The sequence below is a fragment of the Methylobacterium sp. A52T genome (assembly GCF_053346095.1).
This window is the reverse complement of record NZ_JBKFBI010000056.1, coordinates 1-20539: the sequence shown is the minus strand read 5'-3', so window position 1 is coordinate 20539 and position 20539 is coordinate 1. Positions and strand designations below refer to the sequence as shown.

Genomic DNA, 20539 nt, shown 5'->3' with positions numbered 1-20539 from the left:
GCGGCACGGGGTACGGCACGCGGCGCCGGGCATCGAGAAAGTCGGCATGGCGGGTCTCGGCATCGCCGGCCTGTAACATGGCCGTCGCGCGTTGCGGAATGTGCGCGGTCGCACAGACCCGGTCTCCGGGGCGCGAGCGCCGGCTGACGAATGTTGACATTCATCACCCGTCTCTTAGGTTCGGATCACGGCCGGAGCGGCGCACACGCCGACGGAGCTTCGCCCCCTCGCTCCGTCAGCGGGGCGCCGCTCCGGTCCCCAGAAGGGCCATCGACTTGCGGGTTGGTGGCCCTTTCGGCATGTCCGGCCGCGGCCGCACCCGCTCACCCCCCGCTCGCTGGGTCGGCCTCCGGATACGACGATGCGGACCTCCTCACGCGCGTTCCTCGGCTGCCTGGTGCTGGCGCTGCTGATCGGCGGCCTCGGACTCGGCCTGCGCTGCGCCGTGGCCGTCACCCCGGTCGATCCCGCGTTCCGGGCGGTGCTGCGCGCTTATGCGGTACCGGACGCGTCCGGCGGGCCCCAGCAACACGAGTGAAACGTCGCCGCCCTAGTGACGGCGCATTGGCCGGGCACCGGTGGAGGGCGCCGCGAGGTGCGCGAGCGGCGCGGCCGCGGGTGTCCATGACGCCGCGGTAAGGAGCCGTTCGGGGCCCGGACAGCTTTATGGGCTTACGCTCCCGTACACGGGATCGGAGCCGTCGGGTCCCGCGGGACCGGGCGGCTTCAGGACGGGCTTCCGGGACGCGGCGTTCCGGGGGCGGCATGGGGGCTTGGACAGCGAGGGATAGGGTGCCGCCGGTCGCGCAGACGACCGTCCTGTGCTCTAGTCAGGCATGAACGAGAGTTCACCGATCCGGACCGACACGGCCCGCGCCTACCAGCCCGGCGAGGCGCCCGCGCGCGAGGTCCGGACGCGGCGCTTCCGCCCGATCCGCTGGCTCGTGATCCTGGTGCTGCTCGCCGGCGCCGGGGCGATCGGCCACCGCTGGTACGAGGCGCGCACCGGCAAGGGCGCCGAGCCCGCGACGGCGCATCACACCGGCGGCCACGGCGGCCGGCGCGGCGGGGCCGACATGCCGCAGGCGGTGGGCATCGCCAGCGCCACGACCGGCGACATGCCGGTGGTGCTCCAGGGCCTCGGCACCGTGACGCCGCTCGCCACCGTGACGGTGAAGTCGCAGATCAGCGGCTACCTCACGCAGGTGCAGTTCCGGGAGGGCCAGACCGTGAAGGCGGGCGACGAGCTCGCCCGGATCGATTCCCGCCCCTACGAGGCGTTGCTCGCGCAGTACCAGGGCCAGCTCGCCCGCGACCAGGCGCTGCTCCAGAACTCGAAGCTCGACCTGCAGCGCTACCAGACGCTGAACCGGCAGGACTCGATCTCGAAGCAGAACGTCGACACGCAGGCCGCCCTGGTGAAGCAGAACGAGGGCACGGTCGCGGCCGACCAGGCGCTGGTCGACCAGCAGAAGCTCAACATCGCCTACACGCACATCGTCTCGCCGGTGGACGGCCGCGTCGGCCTGCGCCAGGTCGACCAGGGCAACTACATCTCGGCCGCCTCCACGGCGATCGTGGTGGTGACCCAGCTCCACCCGATCTCGGTGGTGTTCACACTGCCGGAGGACGACGTGTCGCGGGTGATGCGGCAGGTGCGGGCGGGCGCGAAGCTCACCGTGCGGGCCTACGACCGCGGCGACGCCCACGAGATCGCCACCGGCCGCCTCGACACGGTCGACAACCAGATCGACACGACCACCGGCACGGTGAAGCTGCGCGCGCTGTTCGACAATTCCGACGAGGAGCTGTTCCCGAACCAGTTCGTCAACGCCAAGCTGACCGTCGATACGGTGCGGGGCGCGACGCTCGTGCCGAATTCCAGCCTGCTCCAGGGCACGCCCGGCACCTACGTCTACCTGATGGACGGGGACAGCAAGGTCACGGTCCGGCCGATCAAGACCGGCGAGACCGACGGGACCCACACCGTGGTGGTCTCCGGCCTGAACCCGGGGGACCGCGTCGTCACGGACGGCACCGACCGGCTGAAGGACGGCGCGCCGGTGCGCATCACCGAGGGCGCGCCGGCGGCTGCGGCTGCCGGGCCGGGCGCCGCGGCGGAGGCGGACGGCAAGGGGGGGCGCAGAGGGAGGGGGGGGGCGGCGCGCGTGTGCCCCCCCCCCCCCCCCCCCGGGGGGGGGGGAGGGGGCTCCGGCGACCTTGTCGTCGCCGGAGCGAGGCGGCAGCCGAAGGTGAGGGGGCTTGGCCGTAGGAACCTCATCCTGCATCTCCCCCTCACCGCCGCTGCGGCTACGCCTCCGCTTCCCGCAGGCACAACAAGGTGCCTGCGGGCCTCTCCCCCCCCCCCGGGGGGGGGGGGAAAGGGGGGGGGCCCCCGGACCCCCCCCCCCCCCTTCCCCTCCCCCCCCGCCTCCCGCGGCCACAACAGGGTGCCTGTGGGCCTCTCCCCGCCCGCGGGGAGAGGGGAAAAAGGCGGCGCGCCCATGAACCCGTCCCGCCTGTTCATCCTCCGCCCGGTGGCCACGACGCTGCTGATGCTGGCGATCCTGATCGTCGGCGGCGTGTCGTACCTGAACCTGCCGGTCTCGGCGCTGCCGGCGGTCGATTACCCGACGATCCAGGTCCAGACCTTCTATCCCGGCGCCAGCCCCGAGGTGATGACCTCCTCGGTGACGGCGCCGCTGGAGCGGCAGTTCGGCCAGCTCGCCAACCTCAACCAGATGACCTCGCAATCCTCCGCGGGCGCCTCGGTCATCACCCTGCAGTTCAGCCTGGACCTGCCGCTGGACATCGCCGAGCAGCAGGTCCAGGCGGCGATCAACGCCGCCGGCAACCTCCTGCCCTCCGACCTGCCGGCGCCGCCGATCTACGCCAAGGTCAACCCGGCCGACGCGCCGGTCCTGACGCTGGCGCTGACCTCGAAGACCCTGCCGCTCACCCAGGTGCGCGACCTCGCCGAGTCGCGCCTCGCGCAGAAGATCAGCCAGGTGGCGGGCGTCGGCCTCGTGAGCATCTCGGGCGGCCAGCGCCCGGCCGTGCGGGTGCGGTTCAACGCGCGGGCGCTCGCCGCCTACGGGCTCAACATCGACGACCTGCGCACCACCATCACCAACCTCAACGTCAACACGCCGAAGGGCACGATCGACGGGCCGAAGCAGTCCTACGCGATCAACGCCAACGACCAGATCCGCGACCCGAAGGCCTACGACGCGGCGATCATCGCCTACCGCAACGGCGCCCCGGTGATGCTCTCGGAGGTCGCCGACGTGGTCGAGGGGCCGGAGAACACCAAGCTCGGCGCCTGGGCGGACGCGACGCCGGCGGTGATCCTGAACATCCAGCGCCAGCCCGGCGCCAACGTCATCGCGACCGTCGACAAGATCAAGTCGCTGCTGCCGCAGCTCCAGGCGAGCCTGCCGGCCGCCGTCGCGGTGGCGCCGCTCACCGACCGGACCACCACGATCCGCGCCTCCGTGGAGGACGTGCAGTTCGAGCTCGGCCTCGCCATCGCGCTCGTGGTGCTGGTGATCTTCCTGTTCCTGCGCAGCCTGTCGGCGACCCTGATCCCGAGCCTGTCGGTGCCGCTGTCGCTGGTCGGCGCCCTGTCGGTCATGGACCTCTACGGCTTCTCCCTCGACAACCTGTCGCTGATGGCGCTCACCATCGCCACCGGCTTCGTGGTCGACGACGCCATCGTGGTGATCGAGAACATCGCCCGGCACGTGGAGGCCGGCGACTCGCCCCTGGAGGCGGCGCTCAAGGGCTCCCGCGAGATCGGCTTCACCATCATCTCGCTGACCGTCTCGCTGATCGCCGTGCTGATCCCGCTCCTGTTCATGGGTGACGTGGTCGGGCGGCTGTTCCACGAATTCGCCATCACGCTGGCGGCCACGATCATCATCTCGGCGGTGGTCTCGCTGACGCTGGTGCCGATGCTGTGCGCGCGGCTCCTGAAGCACGTCCCGGAAGCCGGCCGCCGCCGCCGGGAGGGCGTCCTCTCCCGCCTGGGCCGGCGCGCCGTCGACGGCACGATCGAGTCCTACGGCCGCTCCCTGCGGGTCGTCCTCAACCACCAGGGCCTGACGCTGCTGGTGGCGCTCGGCACGCTCGGGCTCACGATCTACCTGTTCGCGGTGATCCCGAAGGGCTTCTTCCCCGTGCAGGACACGGGCGTGATCCAGGGCATCACCCAGGCCGACCAGTCGGTCTCCTACGCCGCCATGGCCGAGCGCCAGCAGCGGATGGCCGAGATCGTCCTCAAGGACCCGGACGTGGCGAGCCTGTCGTCGTTCATCGGGGTCGACGGCCAGAACGTCACGCTCAATTCCGGCCGGATGCTGATCAACCTGAAGCCCCGGGACGCGCGCACCGCGACGGCCAGCGCGATCATCCGGCGGATCTCGGCGGCGGCGGCCAACCAGCCCGGCATGCGGCTCTACATGCAGCCGGTCCAGGACCTGACCATCGACACGGCGGTCTCGGCGACCCAGTACCAGGTGATCCTGGAGAGCCCGAACATCGACGATTTCGAGACCTGGGTGCCGCGTTTCACCGAGGCGCTGGCGAAGTCGCCCGTGGTCACCGACGTGGCGAGCGACCACCAGGGCCAGGGGCTCGCCGCCTACGTGACCATCGACCGGCCGACCGCCGGCCGCTACGGCATCACCCCGGCGACGATCGACAACGCCCTCTACGACGCCTTCGGCCAGCGGATCATCTCGACGATCTTCACCCAGTCCAACCAGTACCGGGTGATCCTGGAGGCCGACCCGAAGCTGCACACGACGCTCCGCAGCCTCGACGCGATCTACCTGCCCTCCTCCACGGCGACCAACGGGCAGGTGCCGCTCTCGGCGGTCGCGCGGATCAGCGAGCGGCGGGCGCCGCTGCTGATCTCCCATCTCGGCCAGTTCCCGGCCACCACCGTGTCGTTCAACCTCGCCCCCGGCGCGGCGCTGGGGCAGGCGGTCGAGGCGATCGACAAGGTCAAGGCCGAGATCGGCCTGCCGCCCTCGTTCCGGGTGGTGCCGCAGGGCTCGGTCTTCGCCTTCCAATCGGCGCTCGGCAACGAGCTGTTCCTGGTCCTGGCGGCGATCGTGACCGTCTACATCGTGCTGGGCGTGCTCTACGAGAGCTTCATCCACCCGATCACGATCCTCTCGACCCTGCCGTCGGCGGGGATCGGGGCGCTGCTCGGCCTGATGCTGTTCGGCCTGTCGCTCGACATCATCGCGGTGATCGGCATCGTGCTGCTGATCGGCATCGTGAAGAAGAACGCCATCATGATGATCGACTTCGCGCTCCAGGCGGAGCGCGAGGACGGGCTCGAGCCCCACGAGGCGATCTTCCAGGCCTGCCTGCTGCGCTTCCGGCCGATCCTGATGACGACGCTGGCGGCGCTCTTCGCCGCGGTGCCGCTGATCCTCGGCACCGGCGTCGGCTCCGAGCTGCGCCAGCCGCTCGGCATCTGCATCGCGGGCGGCCTGATCGTCAGCCAGGTGCTGACGCTGTTCACCACGCCGGTGATCTACCTGGCCTTCGACCGGCTGGAGCGGCGGATCTCGGGGCGGCGAGGCCTCGAAGGCGGCGAGGTGCTGCCGTGACGGGGCGGGAAGATCCCACGGCTCCACCTCCCCCCTCTGCGGGGGAGGGGCTTGTCATGTCCGCTTTGGCGACACGGCTTCAGGATCAGGCGCGGGTCCCCTCTCCCGTGCGGGAGAGGGACAGGGTGAGGGACGAGAAAGTTCAGAACGAGGCGCGCTCTGTCGGCGCATCAATCGCGTGCCGTATCCTGAGCGTTCTCGTCCTTCACCCCAACCCTCTCCCGCACGGGAGAGGGGGTCTGTCGCGCTCCGTCATCGGCGGCAGTGTCCGACGAACTGGTGTGACCCTTTCTCTCCGTAGAGGGGGGAGAGCGATGCACGGAACCGATTGCGCCTCTTCCGACGAATCCGCGCCCGCCGCCCACCCACCTCACGGGAGCCCCCGCCCGTGAACATCTCCGAGCCGTTCATCCGGCGGCCGGTGGCGACCACGCTGCTCACGATCGGCGTGCTGCTCGCCGGCCTGTTCGCCTTCCTGAAGCTGCCGGTGGCGCCGCTGCCGCAGATCGACTTCCCGGTCATCCTCGTCCAGGCGCAGATGGCCGGCGCCTCGCCCGACACCATGGCGACCACGGTGGCGGCGCCGCTCGAACGGCGGCTCGGCGCCATCGCGGACGTCAACGAGATGACGTCCACGAACTCCCTCGGCTCGACCCGGATCGTGCTGCTGTTCGGCCTCAACCGCGACATCGACGGCGCGGCCCGCGACGTCCAGGCCGCCATCAACGCGGCGCGCGCCGACCTGCCCGCCTCGCTCCGGCAGAACCCGACCTACCGGAAGTTCAACCCCGCCGACACGCCGATCATCATCCTCGGCATGACCTCGGAGACCCTGACCCGCGGCCAGGTCTACGATTCCGCCGCCACCGTGGTGCAGCAGAAGCTGTCGCAGCTGCCGGGCGTCGGCAACGTCGATATCGGCGGCTCGTCCCTGCCGGCGGTGCGGGTCGAGCTCGATCCCACGGCCCTGTTCAACTACGGCATCGGCCTCGAGGGCATCCGGGCGGCGCTCGCCTCGGCCAACGCGAACTCGCCCAAGGGCGAGATCGACGCGGGCGACCGCCGCTACCAGCTCTACGCCAACGACCAGGGCCGCAAGGCCGCCGATTACCGCGACATCATCGTGGCCTACCGCAACGGTGCGGCCGTGAAGCTCACCGATGTCGGGCAGGTGCTCGACGGGGTCGAGGACAAGCGCAACCTCGGCATCGTCAACGGCAAGCCGGGCGTGCTGCTGTTCGTCTACAAGCAGCCCGGCGCCAACGTGGTCGAGACCATCAACGCCGTGAAGGAGGCGCTGCCGCAGATCACCGCGTCCCTGCCCGGCGGCATCGACATCAAGCTCACGGGCGACCGCAGCGCCACGATCCGCGCCTCCCTCGCGGCCACCGAGGAGACGTTGCTGGTGGCGGTCGGCCTCGTCATCCTGGTGGTGTACGGCTTCCTGCGCTCCTGGCGGGCCACGCTGATCCCGGCGGTCGCCGTGCCGATCTCGATCGTCGGCACCTTCTCGGCGATGTACCTGCTCGGCTACTCGCTCAACATCCTGTCGCTGACCGCGCTGATCATCGGCACCGGCTTCGTGGTCGACGACGCCATCGTGGTGCTGGAGAACGTCCAGCGGCACATCGAGGAGGGCAAGCCCCGGCTCCAGGCGGCGCTGATCGGCGCGCGGGAGGTCGGGTTCACGGTGATCTCGATGAGCCTGTCGCTCATCGCGGTGTTCCTGCCGATCCTGCTGATGGGCGGCCTCGTCGGCCGCATCTTCCAGGAATTCTCGGTGACCCTGTCGCTGTCGATCCTGATTTCCTTGGTGCTCTCGCTCACGACCACGCCGATGATGTGTGCCCGGCTGCTCCGGGCCGAGGGGCATGGCCCCAATGGCGAACCGCCGGCCGGCCGCCGGCCGAACCTGCTGATCCGGATCCTGGAGGGCGGCTTCGCCCGGCTGCTCGGGGCCTACGCGCGGACGCTGGAGGTGGCGCTCGCCCATCCGCGCCTCGTCCTGCTGAGCCTGCTCGCCACGGTCGGGCTCAACGTCTACCTCTACATCATCGTCCCGAAGGGCTTCTTCCCCGAGCAGGATACCGGGCAGATGATGGGCGGCATCCAGGCCGACCAGCGCATCTCGTTCCAGTCGATGGAGAAGAAGCTGACGCAGGCGACCGCGATCGTCGGGGCGGATCCGGCGGTCGAGAGCGTTGTCGGCTTCACGGGCGGCCGCGGCACCAACTCGGCCAACGTCTTCGTCGGCCTGAAGCCGCTCAACGAGCGGGCGCCGATCTCGGCCGTGATGGCGCGGCTGCGGCCGAAGCTCGCGCAGGTCGCGGGCGCGCGCCTCTACGTCTTCCCCCGCCAGGACCTGCAGATGGGCGGCCGCCAGAGCTTCGCCCAGTACCAGTACACCCTCCAGGGCGACACCGCCGAGGAGCTGTTCGCCGCCGCCCCGAAGCTGGTGGCGGCCCTGCAGAAGGACCCGACCTTCGCGGACGTGACCTCGGACCAGCAGGAGGGCGGGCTGGAGAGCCGGGTCGTGATCGACCGGGCGACCGCGTTCCGCTACGGCATCACGCCGAACAAGATCGACAACACGCTCTACGACGCCTTCGGCCAGCGCCAGGTCTCGACGATCTACAACCCGCTGAACCAGTACCACGTCGTGATGGAGATCGCGCCGCGCTACCTGGAGACGCCGGAGACGCTCAAGCAGATCTACGTCTCGACCTCGGGCGGCAACGCGCCGGGCTCGGCCACCACCAACGCGGTCGCCGGCACGGTGGCGGCGGGCGGGACCGTCAACACCAACGCGGCGACCGGCACCAGCAGCCCGGGCAGCGGGTCGTCGGCGAGCGCCGCGACCGGCGTCGCCACCGGCTCCGGAGCGGTAGGCGGCTCGGGCAGTGCGGGCGCCGTCGCGGGGGGGGGCCCCCCCCGCCCCCCCCCCCCGCCTCCGCCAGCACGGCCGACACCGCCTCGAACGCCGCCGCCATCGCGTCCGACTCGGCCCGCAACGCCTCCGCCAACGCCATCGCGGCGAGCAAGGGGGGCGCCTCGTCGAGCGCGCCGGTCTCGGCCGCCAAGGAGACGATGGTGCCGCTCTCGGCCTTCGCGCGGATCGAGCCCGGCAGCGCCCCCGTGCAGGTGAGCCACCAGGGCCTGTTCGTGGCGACCACGATCTCGTTCAACCTCGCCCCGGGCAAGAGCCTGTCGGACGCCACCGACGCCATCGACCGGGCCATGGCCTCCCTGCAGCTGCCCGCCACGATCCACGGCGAGTATGCCGGCGCGGCCAAGAACTACGTCGCCTCCGCGTCGCGCCAGCCGCTGCTGATCCTGGCGGCGATCCTGGCGGTCTACGCGGTGCTGGGGATCCTCTACGAGAGCTTCGTGCACCCGCTGACGATCCTCTCGACCCTGCCCTCGGCCGGCGTCGGCGCGGTGCTGGCCCTGCTGGTGACGGGCACCGACTTCACCATCATCGCGCTGATCGCGGTGTTCCTGCTCATCGGCATCGTGAAGAAGAACGCGATCATGATGATCGACGTGGCGATCGACGCGGAGCGCACCCGGGCCGCGAATCCCGTGGACGCGATCCGCGAGGCCTGTCTCCTGCGCTTCCGGCCGATCATGATGACGACGCTGGCCGCCATGCTCGGCGCCGTGCCGCTGATCCTGGCCAACGGCGAGGGCGCGGAGCTGCGCCGTCCGCTGGGCATCGCCATCGTCGGCGGGCTGATTGTGAGCCAGATCCTGACCCTCTACACCACCCCCGTCGTCTACCTGACCCTCGATCGCCTCCGGCACAGGGTGCTCAACCGGCGCAGGCGCGGCGGGCGGAGCGGAGAAGCGGCGCTGCCGGCCGGAGAGTGATGGTTAAGGTTTCACGTGAAACAGCGGCGACTCCGGTCGGGTGTGAAGGTCTGTCCGGCCCGCGCCCTCGTCCCGAGGCGCCCGCGGCAGCGGACCTGGCAGGCGGGTTCCAGGGATCGCGCCGCTGGCTGGAGCCGTCCTTCGCGACCTCCGCCGCGCTCCGGCACCTCGGGATGAGGGCGCCGGTGGGCATCACGCCCGCGTCCGTCCGGCCGTCGGGTCACGAACCTGCCTCCGCCGACCGCCGGCGTCGCACCCTCGCATCCCTCCTCGCCGGCCCGCTCCTCGCCGCCCCGCTGCTTGCCGGTTGCGTGGTCGGCCCGGACTACACTCGGCCCTCCGTGGAGACGCCGCTCGCCTACAAGCAGGGCGGTGTCCGGGAGGACAGCCCGGCCTACGTCGCGGCGCGGAAGAAGGGCTGGCGCGAGGCCCGGCCCAGCGACGCGGTCGAGCGCGGCGACTGGTGGCGGGTGTTCAAGGACCCGACCCTCGACCGGCTGATCCGCCTCGTCGACGTCGACAACCAGTCCCTCCGGCAGGCGGTGGCGAATTACCGGCAGGCGCGGGCGCTCGTCGCCTCCGCGCAGGCGGCCCTGTACCCGACGGTGATCGGCGCGCCGAGCATCACCCGGACCGGCAGCGGCACCACCACGCGCACCAACGTGGCGCTGCTGGGCCAGGCGAGCTGGGAGCTCGACCTGTTCGGCGGCACGCGCCGCACCATCGAGAGCGAGGCGGCCCTGGCGCAGTCCGACGCCGCCACGATCGCGCTGACCCGCCTGAGCATCCAGGCGGAGATCGCGGCCGACTACCTGACGGTGCGCTACGCCGATTCGCTCCAGAAGGTGCTCGACGAGAACGTCGAGAACTTCAAGCGGACCCTTGCGATCACCGAGAACCAGTACGCCGCCGGCGTCGCGGCGCGCTCCGACGTGATCACCGCGCAGACCCAGGTCCAGACCATCCAGGCCCAGGCCATCGCGGTGCGCCTGACCCGGGTGCAGTTCGTCAACGCCATCGCCACGCTGATCGGGCGGCCCCCCTCCGAGGTGTCGATCCCGGTATCCGGTATCGGGCGCAGCCCGCCGGGCGTCCCGGTGGGCATCCCCGGCGACCTGCTGGAGCGGCGGCCCGACGTGGCCCAGGCCGAGCGCCTCGTCCAGGCGCAGAGCGAGCGCATCGGCGTGGCGGTGGCGGCCTTCTTCCCAACCGTGACGATCTCGGCCCAGGGCGGCATCTCGGGGGCAACCCGCAACGGCCTGCTCTCGGCGGCCAACCAGGTCTGGTCGGTGGCGGCCTCCGGCAGCGAGGTGCTGTTCGACGGCGGCGCCCGCACGGCGGCGCTGCGCTCGGCCGAGGCCGGCTACGACGCGGCGGTGGCCAATTACCGGCAGGTGGTGCTGGCCGCCTTCGCGGAGGTCGAGAACCAGATGGCGGCTTTGCGCATCCTCGGCCAGCAGCAGGGGGCGCAGGACACCGCCGTGGACCTGTCGCGCAAGGCCGTGGAGATCACCCTCAACGAGTACCGGGCCGGCACCCAGAACTTCACCACGGTGGTGACCGCGCAGAACCTGCTCGTGAACAACGAGGTCAGCGCCCTCCAGGTGCGGCTGAACCGCTTCACCGCGGCGGTCACGCTGATCCGGGCGCTCGGCGGCGGCTGGGACGTGCGCGCCCTGCCGAGCGATTCCGAGCTGAAGGGCCCGAGCCTGCCGATCGACCGGGGCGGCCAGGCGGTCCGCCCCGACGAGTAGCGGCCGCCGGGCCGAGCGTCCGCGCGAGACCTTCAGGCCACCGCGTGCCCCCCGCAGGGCTGGACCTCGACGGTGACGTGGCTCAGGCCCTTCAGCCCGGCGAGGCGCGCCTTGTAGTGGGCGGGCGGCTGCGGATCGTCGCTGACGAGGGCGATCACGGCGGCCCGGTGGCCCGGCCCGACCTGCCAGAGATGCAGGTCGCTGACCCGGTCGCCGCCGATCTCCAGGCGCTCCCGGATCTCCCGGGTGGCCGCCGGCGAGGGCCGCGCGTCGAGGAGCACGAGGGCGGCCGTCCGCAGCAGGCTCCACGACCACGCCAGGATCACCGCGGTGCCGACGAGGCCCATGGCCGGGTCGAGCCAGGCGAGGCCGAGATAGCGCCCGCTGAGCAGCGCCACGATGGCCAGGACCGACGTCAGCGTGTCGGCCAGGACGTGGACGTAGGCGGCCCGGAAGTTCGTGTCGTGGCCGCCGTGTCCGCCATGCGCGTGGCCGCCGTGCGCGTAGCCTCCGTGCGCGTAGCCTCCGTGCGCGTGACCTCCGTGGTGGTGAGCGTGGTCGTCGTGGCCGTGATCGTCGTGGTCGTCGTGCAGCAGCCAGACGCTCGCGAGGTTCACGGCGAGCCCCAGCACGGCGATCGGGATCGCCTGACCGAAGCCGATCGCCACCGGGTGCAGCAGCCGGTCGAGGCTCTCGGCACCGATCAGCAGGGCGATCAGGCCGAGCAGCAGCGCGCTGGCGAAGGCCGCGAGGTCGCCGAACTTGCCGGTGCCGAAGCTGAAGCGGGGATCGTCCGCGTGGCGGCGGGCGAAGTGGTAGGCGAGCGCCGCGATGCCCAGGGCCGCCGCGTGGGTCGACATGTGCCAGCCGTCGGCGACCAGCGCCATCGAGCCGAGCCACGTGCCACCGGCGATCTCCGCCACCATCGTGACGGCCGTGAGCGCGACCACCGCCCAGGTCCGGCGGGCGTGGCGATCGTGCCGGTCGCCCAGGAAGACGTGGCTGTGGGCCCAGGGCTCGAGGGAATGGGTATGCATGCGGGGTTCCTTGATCCTAGCCTCGGCGCAGCATAGCCCAAGGGGCACCGGAACGGGCCTCGCCGCGGCGGGTTGTCAGGCCGGTTTGGTGCACTGCAGCCACACGGGAGTCAGGGATGGCCGAGCCGACGACAGCCCTCAAGGACACGGCAGCCTGCGGCACGCAGCCGGCGCCGCCCTGCACGCTGGTGATCTTCGGGGCCGGCGGCGACCTCACCAAGCGCCTGCTGATGCCGTCGCTCTACAACCTCGCCGGGGCGGGCCTGCTGTCCGAGGGCTTCTCGATCCTCGGCATCGATCACAACGACGGCACAGACGAGTCGCTCCGCGAGAACCTCACGCAGACCCTGGAGGCGTTCAGCAAGGACCCGACCTCGGAGTTCCACGCCGACCATATCGACCCGAAGAGCTGGGGCTTCATCCGGGACCGGCTCCACTACCTCAAGGGCGATTTCGAGAAGCCCGAGACCTACGCGGCCGTGAAGCAGCGGGTCACCGGCAGCGCGGTGTTCTACTGCGCGGTGGCGGCGCGCTTCTTCGGGACGATCGTCGACGGGCTCGGCCAGGCCGGGCTGCTCAAGCAGGAGGGCGACACCTTCCGCCGCGTCGTCATCGAGAAGCCGTTCGGCTCCGACCTCGCCTCGGCCCGGGAGCTGAACGCCCGCATCCTGCGCCAGGGCGACGAGAGCCAGTTCTACCGGATCGACCACTTCCTGGGTAAGGAGACCGTGCAGTCGATCATGGCGTTCCGCTTCGCCAATGGCCTGCTGGAGCCGGTCTGGCGGCGGGAATACATCGACAGCATCCAGATCACGGCGGCCGAGACCGTGGGCGTCGAGGAGCGGGGCGGCTTCTACGAGCCGACCGGGGCGCTGCGCGACATGGTGCCGAACCACATGTTCCAGCTGCTCTGCATGGTCGCCATGGAGCCACCGAACTCCTTCGACGCGGAGGCCGTGCGCACCGAGAAGGCCAAGCTCGCCGAGGCCGTGAAGCCGATCCCACCCGAGGACGCGGTGCGCGGCCAGTACACGGCCGGCACCTCGGAGGGGCGCGACGTGCCCGCCTACCGGGACGAGCCGCACGTGGCGAAGGACTCGGTCACCGAGACCTACATCGCGTTGAAGCTCAACATCGAGAACTGGCGCTGGGCCGGGGTGCCGTTCTACGTCCGCACCGGCAAGCGCATGACCGGGCGGCGCACCGAGATCGCCGTGCTGTTCAAGCCGGCGCCGTTCAAGATGTTCGAGGACACCCCCACGGCCGACCTCGCGCCCACCGTGATGCGGATCCAGATCGATCCCGATCACGGGGTCAGCACCGAGTTCAACGTCAAGGTGCCGGGGCCGCAGATGAAGATCGGCCGGGTGCGCTCCGGCTTCCGCTACAAGGACTTCTTCGCCGACCGGCCGAATGTCGGCTACGAGACGCTGCTCTACGATTGCATGACCGGCGACGCGACGCTGTTCCAGCGCGCCGACAACATCGAGGCCGGCTGGGCCGCGGTCGATCCCCTGCTCAAGGGCTGGCCGCAGGCGGAGGTGAAATTCTACCCCGCGGGCAGCGCCGGCCCGGCGGAGGCCGACGCGCTGCTCGCCCGCGACGGCCGCCACTGGCTGGGGCTGGACGGCGAGACCGACTGAGCGGCCCGACGATTCGCTCGAACGCGAGGGTCGGCGGTTCCGCGCCTCCCCTTCCCGAAGCGGTGCGGCCGCCTCCTGCGGCCCAGCCGTCAGTGCGCGCGTAGCGAAGCGATCCAGGGCAGCGCCACGGCGACGAGCGTCGCGCGACCCTGCACGACGCTGCGCCCGCGGTGATGGGGTTGGGCCCTGTCAAACCGGTCGTGGCAGACGGATCGACCCGGTCGTTCGGCGGGTCGCCGGCTCATCCGCGTCTCAGCCCGCCCGCCCGTAATCGCGGGCGTCCCGCGCCTGGCGGTGGAAGGTGAGCCGGCGATCGAATTCCCGCGGGTCCTTCGGCTTCACCAGGGCGCCCGGGGGCACGTTCAGCCAGTCGACCAGCCGGGTGAGCATGAAGCGGAGCGCGGCGCCCCGGCACAGAATCGGCAGGGCCGCGACCTCGGCGGCCTCCAGGGGCCGCACGGCCTCGTAGCCGGCGATCAGCGCGGCGGCCATGTCCCGGTGGAAGGTGCCGTCGGGGTCGAAGCACCACGCGTTCAGGCAGACCGCGAGGTCGTACGCGAAGGCGTCCGTGCAGGCGAAGTAGAAGTCGATCAGGCCCGACAGGGCGTCGCCGATGAAGAAGACGTTGTCGGTGAACAGGTCCGCGTGGATCACGCCGCCCGGCAGGTCCCGGGGCCAGTGCGCCTCCAGGACGGCGAGGTCCGACCGGGTGCGCGCCGCGAGGCCGGGCTCGACCGAATCGGCCTGGGCCTCGGCCTGCGCGAAGAGCGGGCGCCACGCGGACACCGAGAGGTTGTTGTCCCGCACCATCGGGAAGTCCCGGCCGGCGGCGTGCAGCTCCGCGAGGGCCCGGCCGAGTTCCCGGCAATGCTCGACGCCCGGCGCCTTGACCGAGACCCCCTCCAGGAAGCTCACGATGGCGGCGGGCCGGCCGCAGAGCTGGCCGAGGGCCTGGCCGGCCCGGTCGCGCACGGGCTGCGGGCAGGCGAGGCCGCGGGCCGAGAGGTGCTCCATCAGCCCGATGAAGAACGGCAGGTCCTGTTCCCGGACGCGCTTCTCGTAGAGCGTCAGGATGTAGGCGCCCTCGGTCGTGTGCAGGAAGAAGTTCGAGTTCTCGACGCCCTCCGCGATGCCCTTGAAGGAGAGCAGGCTGCCGATCGCGTAGGCGGACAGGAACTCGGCGAGCGCCGCGTCGGATACCTCGGTGTAGACGGCCACGTGTCTGCGCTCTGATGTCGGAAGTTCGATACGGCAAGGGGCGCCGAAGCGCCCCCGCATAAAGCCTGCCGCGCGCCCCGAGCCCGGGGCGTCGGCGCTGTCGGACCGGACCGCCTACTCGGCGGCCTCGCTGCGCAGCTCCCGCGGCAGCGGGAAGACCATGTCCTCGATCACGGTCGAGACCGTGTCGACCATCACGTCGTAGCGGGCCGCGAAGGCGTCGATGATCTCCTCGACCAGGACCTCGGGGGCCGAGGCGCCGGCCGTGAGGCCGAGCTTGCGGATGCCCTCGAAGGCCGGCCAGTCGATCTCCTCGGCGCGGAGCACGAGGCGGGTGATCGGGCAGCCGACGCGCTCGGCGACCTCGCGCAGGCGCTGCGAGTTCGACGAGTTCGAGGAGCCGACCACGATCAGGGCGTCGACCAGCGGCGCCACCTGCTTCACCGCCTCCTGGCGGTTGGTGGTGGCGTAGCAGATGTCGTCCTTGTGCGGCCCGGTGATGTTCGGGAATTTCTTCTTCAGGGCGTCGACGATGTGCCGGGTGTCGTCGACCGACAGGGTCGTCTGGGTGACCCAAGCGAGGTTGTCGGGATTGTCCGGGGTCAGGGCCGCGATCTGCTCGAGATCCTCCACGAGGGTGATCGAGCCCTTGGGCAGTTGGCCCATCGTGCCCACCACCTCGGGATGGCCGGAATGGCCGACCAGCAGGACGTGGCGGCCGCGCTTGTGGTGGATCTCGGCCTCGCGGTGGACCTTGGTCACCAGCGGGCAGGTGGCGTCGATCGTGGTCAGCCCGCGCGAATCAGCGTTGGCCGGCACGGTCTTGGCCACGCCGTGGGCGGAGAAGATCACCGGGGCGCCGCCGTCCGGCACCTCGTCGAGCTCGCGGACGAACACCGCGCCCTTCCGCTTCAGGCTCTCCACGACGTACTTGTTGTGCACAATCTCGTGGCGGACGTAGACGGGCGGCCCGTAGATGGCGAGCGCCCGCTCCACGACGTCGATGGCCCGCACCACGCCGGCGCAGAAGCCGCGCGGGGCGCAGAGCAGGATCTCCAGCGGCGGCTTGCCGGCGGTGCCCGGGACGGGCTCGGGGGTCGCGATATCGGCGGTCATGCGGGGGATGTGGCGAGGGCGGGGCTGTCCTGTCAACAGGACTGGCCCAGGAACCGGGCGGGAAGAGGGAAGCGGAGCCGCTCCGTGGCCCCTCTGTAGCACGATTGCCGCGGGAATGGGACCCGCGCAGATCCGTGCAGGCCCGTTCAGGCCCGCTCAGAGGCGGCGGAGGCCCGTCACGGCGCCGAAGCTGTGCGCCGCGATGCGGGCGACCGCCCCGGCGAGCGGCTCCGCGGCGACCGCCATGTGGTGGCCGTTGGCGTGGATCAGCGTCTCGGGATCGGCCATCAGCCCGACATGGCCGCGCCAGAAGACGAGGTCGCCCCGGCGCAGGCCGGCGACGTCCGGGCGCGCGGGGTCGAAGGGCAGCGCCTGCCCGAGGGCCCGCTCCTGCATGTCGGCGTCGCGCGGGCAGGGCAGCCCCGCCGCGTCGAGGCAGAGCTGCACGAGGCCGGAGCAGTCGAGCCCGAGGCTGGTGCGGCCGCCCCAGAGATAGGGGGTCCCGGCGAGCCGCGCGGCCGTCGCCGCGTAGTCCGGCTCGCGCGCGTCGACGGGCGCGCAGTGGCGGGCGAATACGTAGCCGCCCGGCGTCTCCAGGTAGGCGCCCGCCTCCCCCGTCGCGGCGAGGCGCGCGCCGAGGCTGAGATGGCCGAGGACCGGCCGCTTCAGGTCCGGCTCGGGATACAGGAAGGTGCGCAGGGCCGTGACGCGGTGCGTCGGCTCCGGATCGGCCGGACCGAGGCTGTCGGCCGGCAGGTAGCCGACGTAGCCGTCGCGGGCGAGTTGCACGAAGGCGAAGCCGTCCGCCGTGTCGTAGAGATCGACCGCGTCGCCGAGCAGCGCCTCGGTGTCGAGCCCCGCGTCGGCGGCCGGCGCGCGGCGCAGCGGCGCCGATGGGACGGTCACCCGCCGCCGCGTCCCGGCGACGTAGCGCGCCGCCGCGACGCGGTCCCGCAGGCGGAGATCGGCGACGTGCGGCCGGGCCGGGGTCAGCCGGGGATCGAGGCTCTCGGTCATGCGCGGACCCTACCATGCCGGGCTGAAGCGCGGGTAAGCGCGGGCTTGCCGGACTGCGCCACTATGACGCATCGGAGTGCGCCTCCAGACCGGAGCAGACGGCACTGGCCCGCGGGGACGCCCGAAAGTCCGGCAGATCGGGCACCGGCTGCCCGAAGCGGCCCGAGCCTGCCCAAGCGCGCGGCAGCGGGCCTCACATCCGCGCCACCTGTGCGTCAGCTCCACGTCACCCCGCGTCATCCGCCGGCGAGACATGTGCGGGAGGCGCCCATCACACGTTTTTGATGCACTGCACAACCTGCCCGGAAGGCGCTATGTCTGGTGCATGAAGACCGCGAGTCGCCCCGTGAAGAAGACGCAGAAGAGCTTCGCCGACCTGCCACCGATCCGGGTCCGCCGCGAGCCGCCCACCGTGAGCGAGGCGGTCGCCGCCGCGCAGGACCTCGCGGACGACGTGGAGCAGCAGGTCGAGATCGCCGCCGGCCTGATGGGCCTGCCGGCCGACGAGGTCCGCCCCCACGTCCTGGCGGCCAAGAAGGCCAGGCCGGAGCGCACCCCCGAGCGGATCCTGACCCAGGCGAGCCCGAGCCGCGCCCCGCGCACCGTGGTGGTGGAGCGCCGCACCCGCCCGACCGTGGTGATCGAGCGCCGCAGCCGGCCCCTCGACCCGCGGCGCTGACGCCCCGGGTCACCGCCGGAGGGCGCGCCCTCCGGATCGCCGCCCCGTCCGCGCGCCGCGCTCAGTCGGCGGTCTGCACCGACCACGTGGCGTGGCGGATGCCGGGCATGCGGGCCAGCTCGTTGGTCACGGCGTCGAGTTCCTCCGCCTTGACGGCGCTGGCCGTGAGGGTCGCCACCACGTCGACCGCGCTCTCGCCGCGCTCCTCGATCTCGACGCTGCCGACCGGGTAGTTCGCCGCCTCCAGGCGCTCCACCAGCAGGTCCTGCGCCGGCCCGGCCTCGCCGGGCGCCGTGGTGACCTGGACCTCGTAGGTCGCCTCGGTGGCGGATTCCCGGATCGGCGCGCGGTTGATGGCGTTCACCAGCGGCCGGAGCGCGGTGTTGCAGGCGAGCACCGTCACCATCACGAACACCGCCTCCAGGGGCAGGTCGGCGCCGCAGAAGGCCCCGACCGCGGCCGAGCACCACAGGGTCGCGGCCGTGTTGAGGCCGCGGACATTCATGCCCTCCTTCATGATCACGCCGGCGCCGAGGAAGCCGATGCCGGAGATCACGTAGGCCACGGTCCGGACGCCCCCGTCCGGACCGGTCAGGCGCATGCCGAGATCCACGAAGGCGCTGGCCCCGACCGCGACCAGCACCGCCGTGCGCAGGCCCGCGGTGCGCTGCCGGTACTGCCGCTCGGCCCCGATGATCGTGCCCAGCACGAAGGCCACGAGCAGGCCGATCGCGGATTTCAGTTCTTCGGGGAGGGCGGCGTAGCTGGTCATCCGGCGTCTCATGGGAGCGGAGAGGTGACGGAACCGTGACACCATGGCCCGGCCGGGACCGGAAAGCGTGTCCGAAGCGGGATTGACGGCCGCACCGGGCAGCGGGCACACCGGCAAGAGCCTGAGGATCCCTTAAGAATCCGGGACCCGGCCGAGGAGACGTGCAGGATGCAGCACACGGCCCAGGACAAGGCCCGAGGGGCGGATTCGGTCCGCACCGGAACGTTCTCCGCATGAGCGGCGCCACGAGCGGCGCCCTCGCCGAACGCCGACCCGACAGCGCGCCAGACAGTCCCCCCAGCAGCGCGCCCGACGCCGCCCTGCACGGCCGCGTCATGGCGCTGCGCGAGGGGCTCGAGCGCGGCCTGATCGGCAGCGCCGGCCTCGTGGAGCGTCTGCTGATCGGGCTCCTCACCGGCGGGCACCTGCTGATCGAGGGCGCGCCGGGGCTCGCCAAGACCCGCGCGGTCAAGCGGCTCGCCGACGGCCTCGACGGCTCCTTCGCGCGCATCCAGTGCACGCCGGACCTGATGCCGGCCGACCTCACCGGCACCACGGTGTGGCGCCAGGCGAACGGCCAGCACAGCGGCACCTTCGAGTTCCTGCCCGGGCCGCTGTTCCACGCCCTCGTGCTGGTCGACGAGGTCAACCGCGCCCCCCCGAAGGTGCAGTCGGCGCTGCTCGAATCCATGGCCGAGGGGCAGGTGACGGTCTCAGGGACGACGCACCGCCTGTCCGACCCGTTCATGGTCGTGGCGACCCAGAACCCGATCGAGCATGCCGGCACCTTCCCGCTGCCGGAGGCGCAGCTCGACCGCTTCCTCCTCCACGTCGTGGTCGACATGCCCGACGAGACCACCGAGCGGGCGATCCTCGACCTCGTGGAGGGCGAGATCACCCACCACGTCGACGCGATGACCGTGCGGCTGTCGCTGGCGGACGTGCGCGCCGCCCGGGAGGCGGCGCTTGCCACCTACGTGTCGCCGGCCCTCAAGGACTACCTCGTCCGGCTGGTGGCGGCGACCCGCACCGACGCGGCCGCCCCGGACCTGCGCGCCATGATCGAGCACCCGGCCTCCCCGCGCGGCACCCTGGCGCTGATGATGGCCGGCAAGGCCCGGGCCTGGCTGCGGGGGCGCGACCACGTCACGCCCGAGGACGTCGCGGAGCTGGCCCGCGACGCCCTCTCCCACCGGATCGGCCTGACCTGGCGGGCGGGCGCCGAGGGCCGGACGGCGCGCGGCCTCGTCGGCGAGCTGGTGCAGCGGGTGCGGGCGCTCTGACGGTGTTCGGGTTCGGGCAGGCGCGCCGCAGATCCCCTCCCCCCGCCGCGGGGGCCGTCGGCCCGACCGCCGGGGGCTCCTTCCCCGCCCGGGAGGCGGGGCGAGACCGCGCCGAGCACGGCATCCACCTCTCGGGCGAGGCCCTGATGGGCCTGCGCCACCTCGCCCGGCGGGGCTCCGCGCCCGCCACCCGGACGCTGGCGGGCCTGCCCGGCGGCATCGTCACCCGGCGCCGCGGGCGCGGCTCGGAGCCGGAGGACGTCCGCCTCTGGTCCGAGGGCGACGACCGCCGCTTCATCGACCGCAACGCCACGGCCCGCACCGGGCAGCTGCACGTCCGCACCCACCACGACGAGCGCGACCGCGCCGTGGTGCTGCTCGCCGATTTCCGGCCCGCGATGCTGTTCGGCACCCGCCGGGCCATGCGCTCGGTGGCGGCCGCCGAGGCCCTGGCGCTGCTCGGCTGGCGGGTCGCGGCCGACGGCGGCCGGGTCGGCCTCGCGGTCGCCTCGGCCGGGACGCCGAC

The 20539-nt window shown here is 72.0% G+C and carries 12 protein-coding genes and 2 pseudogenes; 9 read left to right on the top strand and 5 right to left on the bottom strand.

All coding sequences use genetic code 11. The features are described 5' to 3' along the window. The first annotated feature begins 361 nt into the window (after positions 1 to 361). From ACLBYE_RS15295 to ACLBYE_RS15275, 5 genes and pseudogenes are all read left to right on the top strand, one after another. Positions 362 to 538, top strand: coding sequence for a hypothetical protein (locus ACLBYE_RS15295; RefSeq protein ID WP_447694811.1), 177 nt, complete (start codon positions 362 to 364; stop codon positions 536 to 538). 298 nt (positions 539 to 836) lie between these two features. Continuing rightward, positions 837 to 2066 (top strand): annotated as a pseudogene (locus tag ACLBYE_RS15290) (MdtA/MuxA family multidrug efflux RND transporter periplasmic adaptor subunit); the annotation flags it as partial. A 438-nt stretch (positions 2067 to 2504) separates the two neighbouring features. Beyond that, positions 2505 to 5624 carry an MdtB/MuxB family multidrug efflux RND transporter permease subunit gene (locus tag ACLBYE_RS15285; protein ID WP_447694821.1) on the top strand — a complete coding sequence of 1040 codons (3120 nt, stop codon included), beginning with the start codon at positions 2505 to 2507 and terminating at the stop codon, positions 5622 to 5624. Positions 5625 to 6012: 388 nt separating this feature from the next. Further along, positions 6013 to 9494 (top strand): annotated as a pseudogene (locus ACLBYE_RS15280) (efflux RND transporter permease subunit). Between the two features lie 185 nt (positions 9495 to 9679). Further along, complete coding sequence (locus ACLBYE_RS15275) at positions 9680 to 11248, top strand: efflux transporter outer membrane subunit (RefSeq protein WP_447694810.1); 1569 nt, start codon at positions 9680 to 9682, stop codon at positions 11246 to 11248. A 32-nt stretch (positions 11249 to 11280) separates the two neighbouring features. Here the strand turns inward: ACLBYE_RS15275 and dmeF are convergent, their stop codons facing one another. Then, a complete protein-coding gene (gene dmeF / locus ACLBYE_RS15270) occupies positions 11281 to 12285 on the bottom strand; it encodes a CDF family Co(II)/Ni(II) efflux transporter DmeF (RefSeq protein ID WP_447694809.1) in 1005 nt (334 codons plus the stop codon). A 116-nt stretch (positions 12286 to 12401) separates the two neighbouring features. Here dmeF and zwf point away from each other — a divergent pair, with 116 nt between their 5' ends. Next, positions 12402 to 13928: a glucose-6-phosphate dehydrogenase gene (gene zwf / locus ACLBYE_RS15265; RefSeq protein WP_447694808.1), complete on the top strand. Its 1527-nt coding sequence runs from the start codon at positions 12402 to 12404 to the stop codon at positions 13926 to 13928. A gap of 252 nt (positions 13929 to 14180) precedes the next feature. Here the strand turns inward: zwf and ACLBYE_RS15260 are convergent, their stop codons facing one another. The 3 genes from ACLBYE_RS15260 to ACLBYE_RS15250 form a co-directional block, all read right to left on the bottom strand. Then, positions 14181 to 15146: a homoserine kinase gene (locus ACLBYE_RS15260; RefSeq protein ID WP_020094031.1), complete on the bottom strand. Its 966-nt coding sequence runs from the start codon at positions 15144 to 15146 to the stop codon at positions 14181 to 14183. Positions 15147 to 15260: 114 nt separating this feature from the next. Beyond that, positions 15261 to 16262 (bottom strand): 4-hydroxy-3-methylbut-2-enyl diphosphate reductase, encoded by a 1002-nt coding sequence (gene ispH / locus ACLBYE_RS15255; protein WP_091926965.1) that lies wholly within the window; start codon positions 16260 to 16262, stop codon positions 15261 to 15263. Between the two features lie 156 nt (positions 16263 to 16418). After that, entirely contained in the window at positions 16419 to 17279 is an 861-nt protein-coding gene (locus tag ACLBYE_RS15250; RefSeq protein ID WP_447694807.1) for a C40 family peptidase, read from the bottom strand. 346 nt (positions 17280 to 17625) lie between these two features. On the opposite strand from ACLBYE_RS15250, the gene ACLBYE_RS15245 reads away from it, so the two are divergent. Beyond that, on the top strand, positions 17626 to 17958 hold the full coding sequence (locus tag ACLBYE_RS15245) for a hypothetical protein (protein ID WP_447682144.1): 333 nt from the start codon (positions 17626 to 17628) through the stop codon (positions 17956 to 17958). A 61-nt stretch (positions 17959 to 18019) separates the two neighbouring features. Here ACLBYE_RS15245 and ACLBYE_RS15240 read toward each other — a convergent pair whose 3' ends face one another. Then, on the bottom strand, positions 18020 to 18730 hold the full coding sequence (locus ACLBYE_RS15240) for an MgtC/SapB family protein (protein WP_056533658.1): 711 nt from the start codon (positions 18728 to 18730) through the stop codon (positions 18020 to 18022). Between the two features lie 233 nt (positions 18731 to 18963). On the opposite strand from ACLBYE_RS15240, the gene ACLBYE_RS15235 reads away from it, so the two are divergent. Continuing rightward, on the top strand, positions 18964 to 20013 hold the full coding sequence (locus ACLBYE_RS15235) for an AAA family ATPase (protein WP_447694806.1): 1050 nt from the start codon (positions 18964 to 18966) through the stop codon (positions 20011 to 20013). 146 nt (positions 20014 to 20159) lie between these two features. After that, a partial coding sequence (locus ACLBYE_RS15230) for a DUF58 domain-containing protein (RefSeq protein WP_447694805.1) occupies positions 20160 to 20539 on the top strand: 380 nt, incomplete at its 3' end.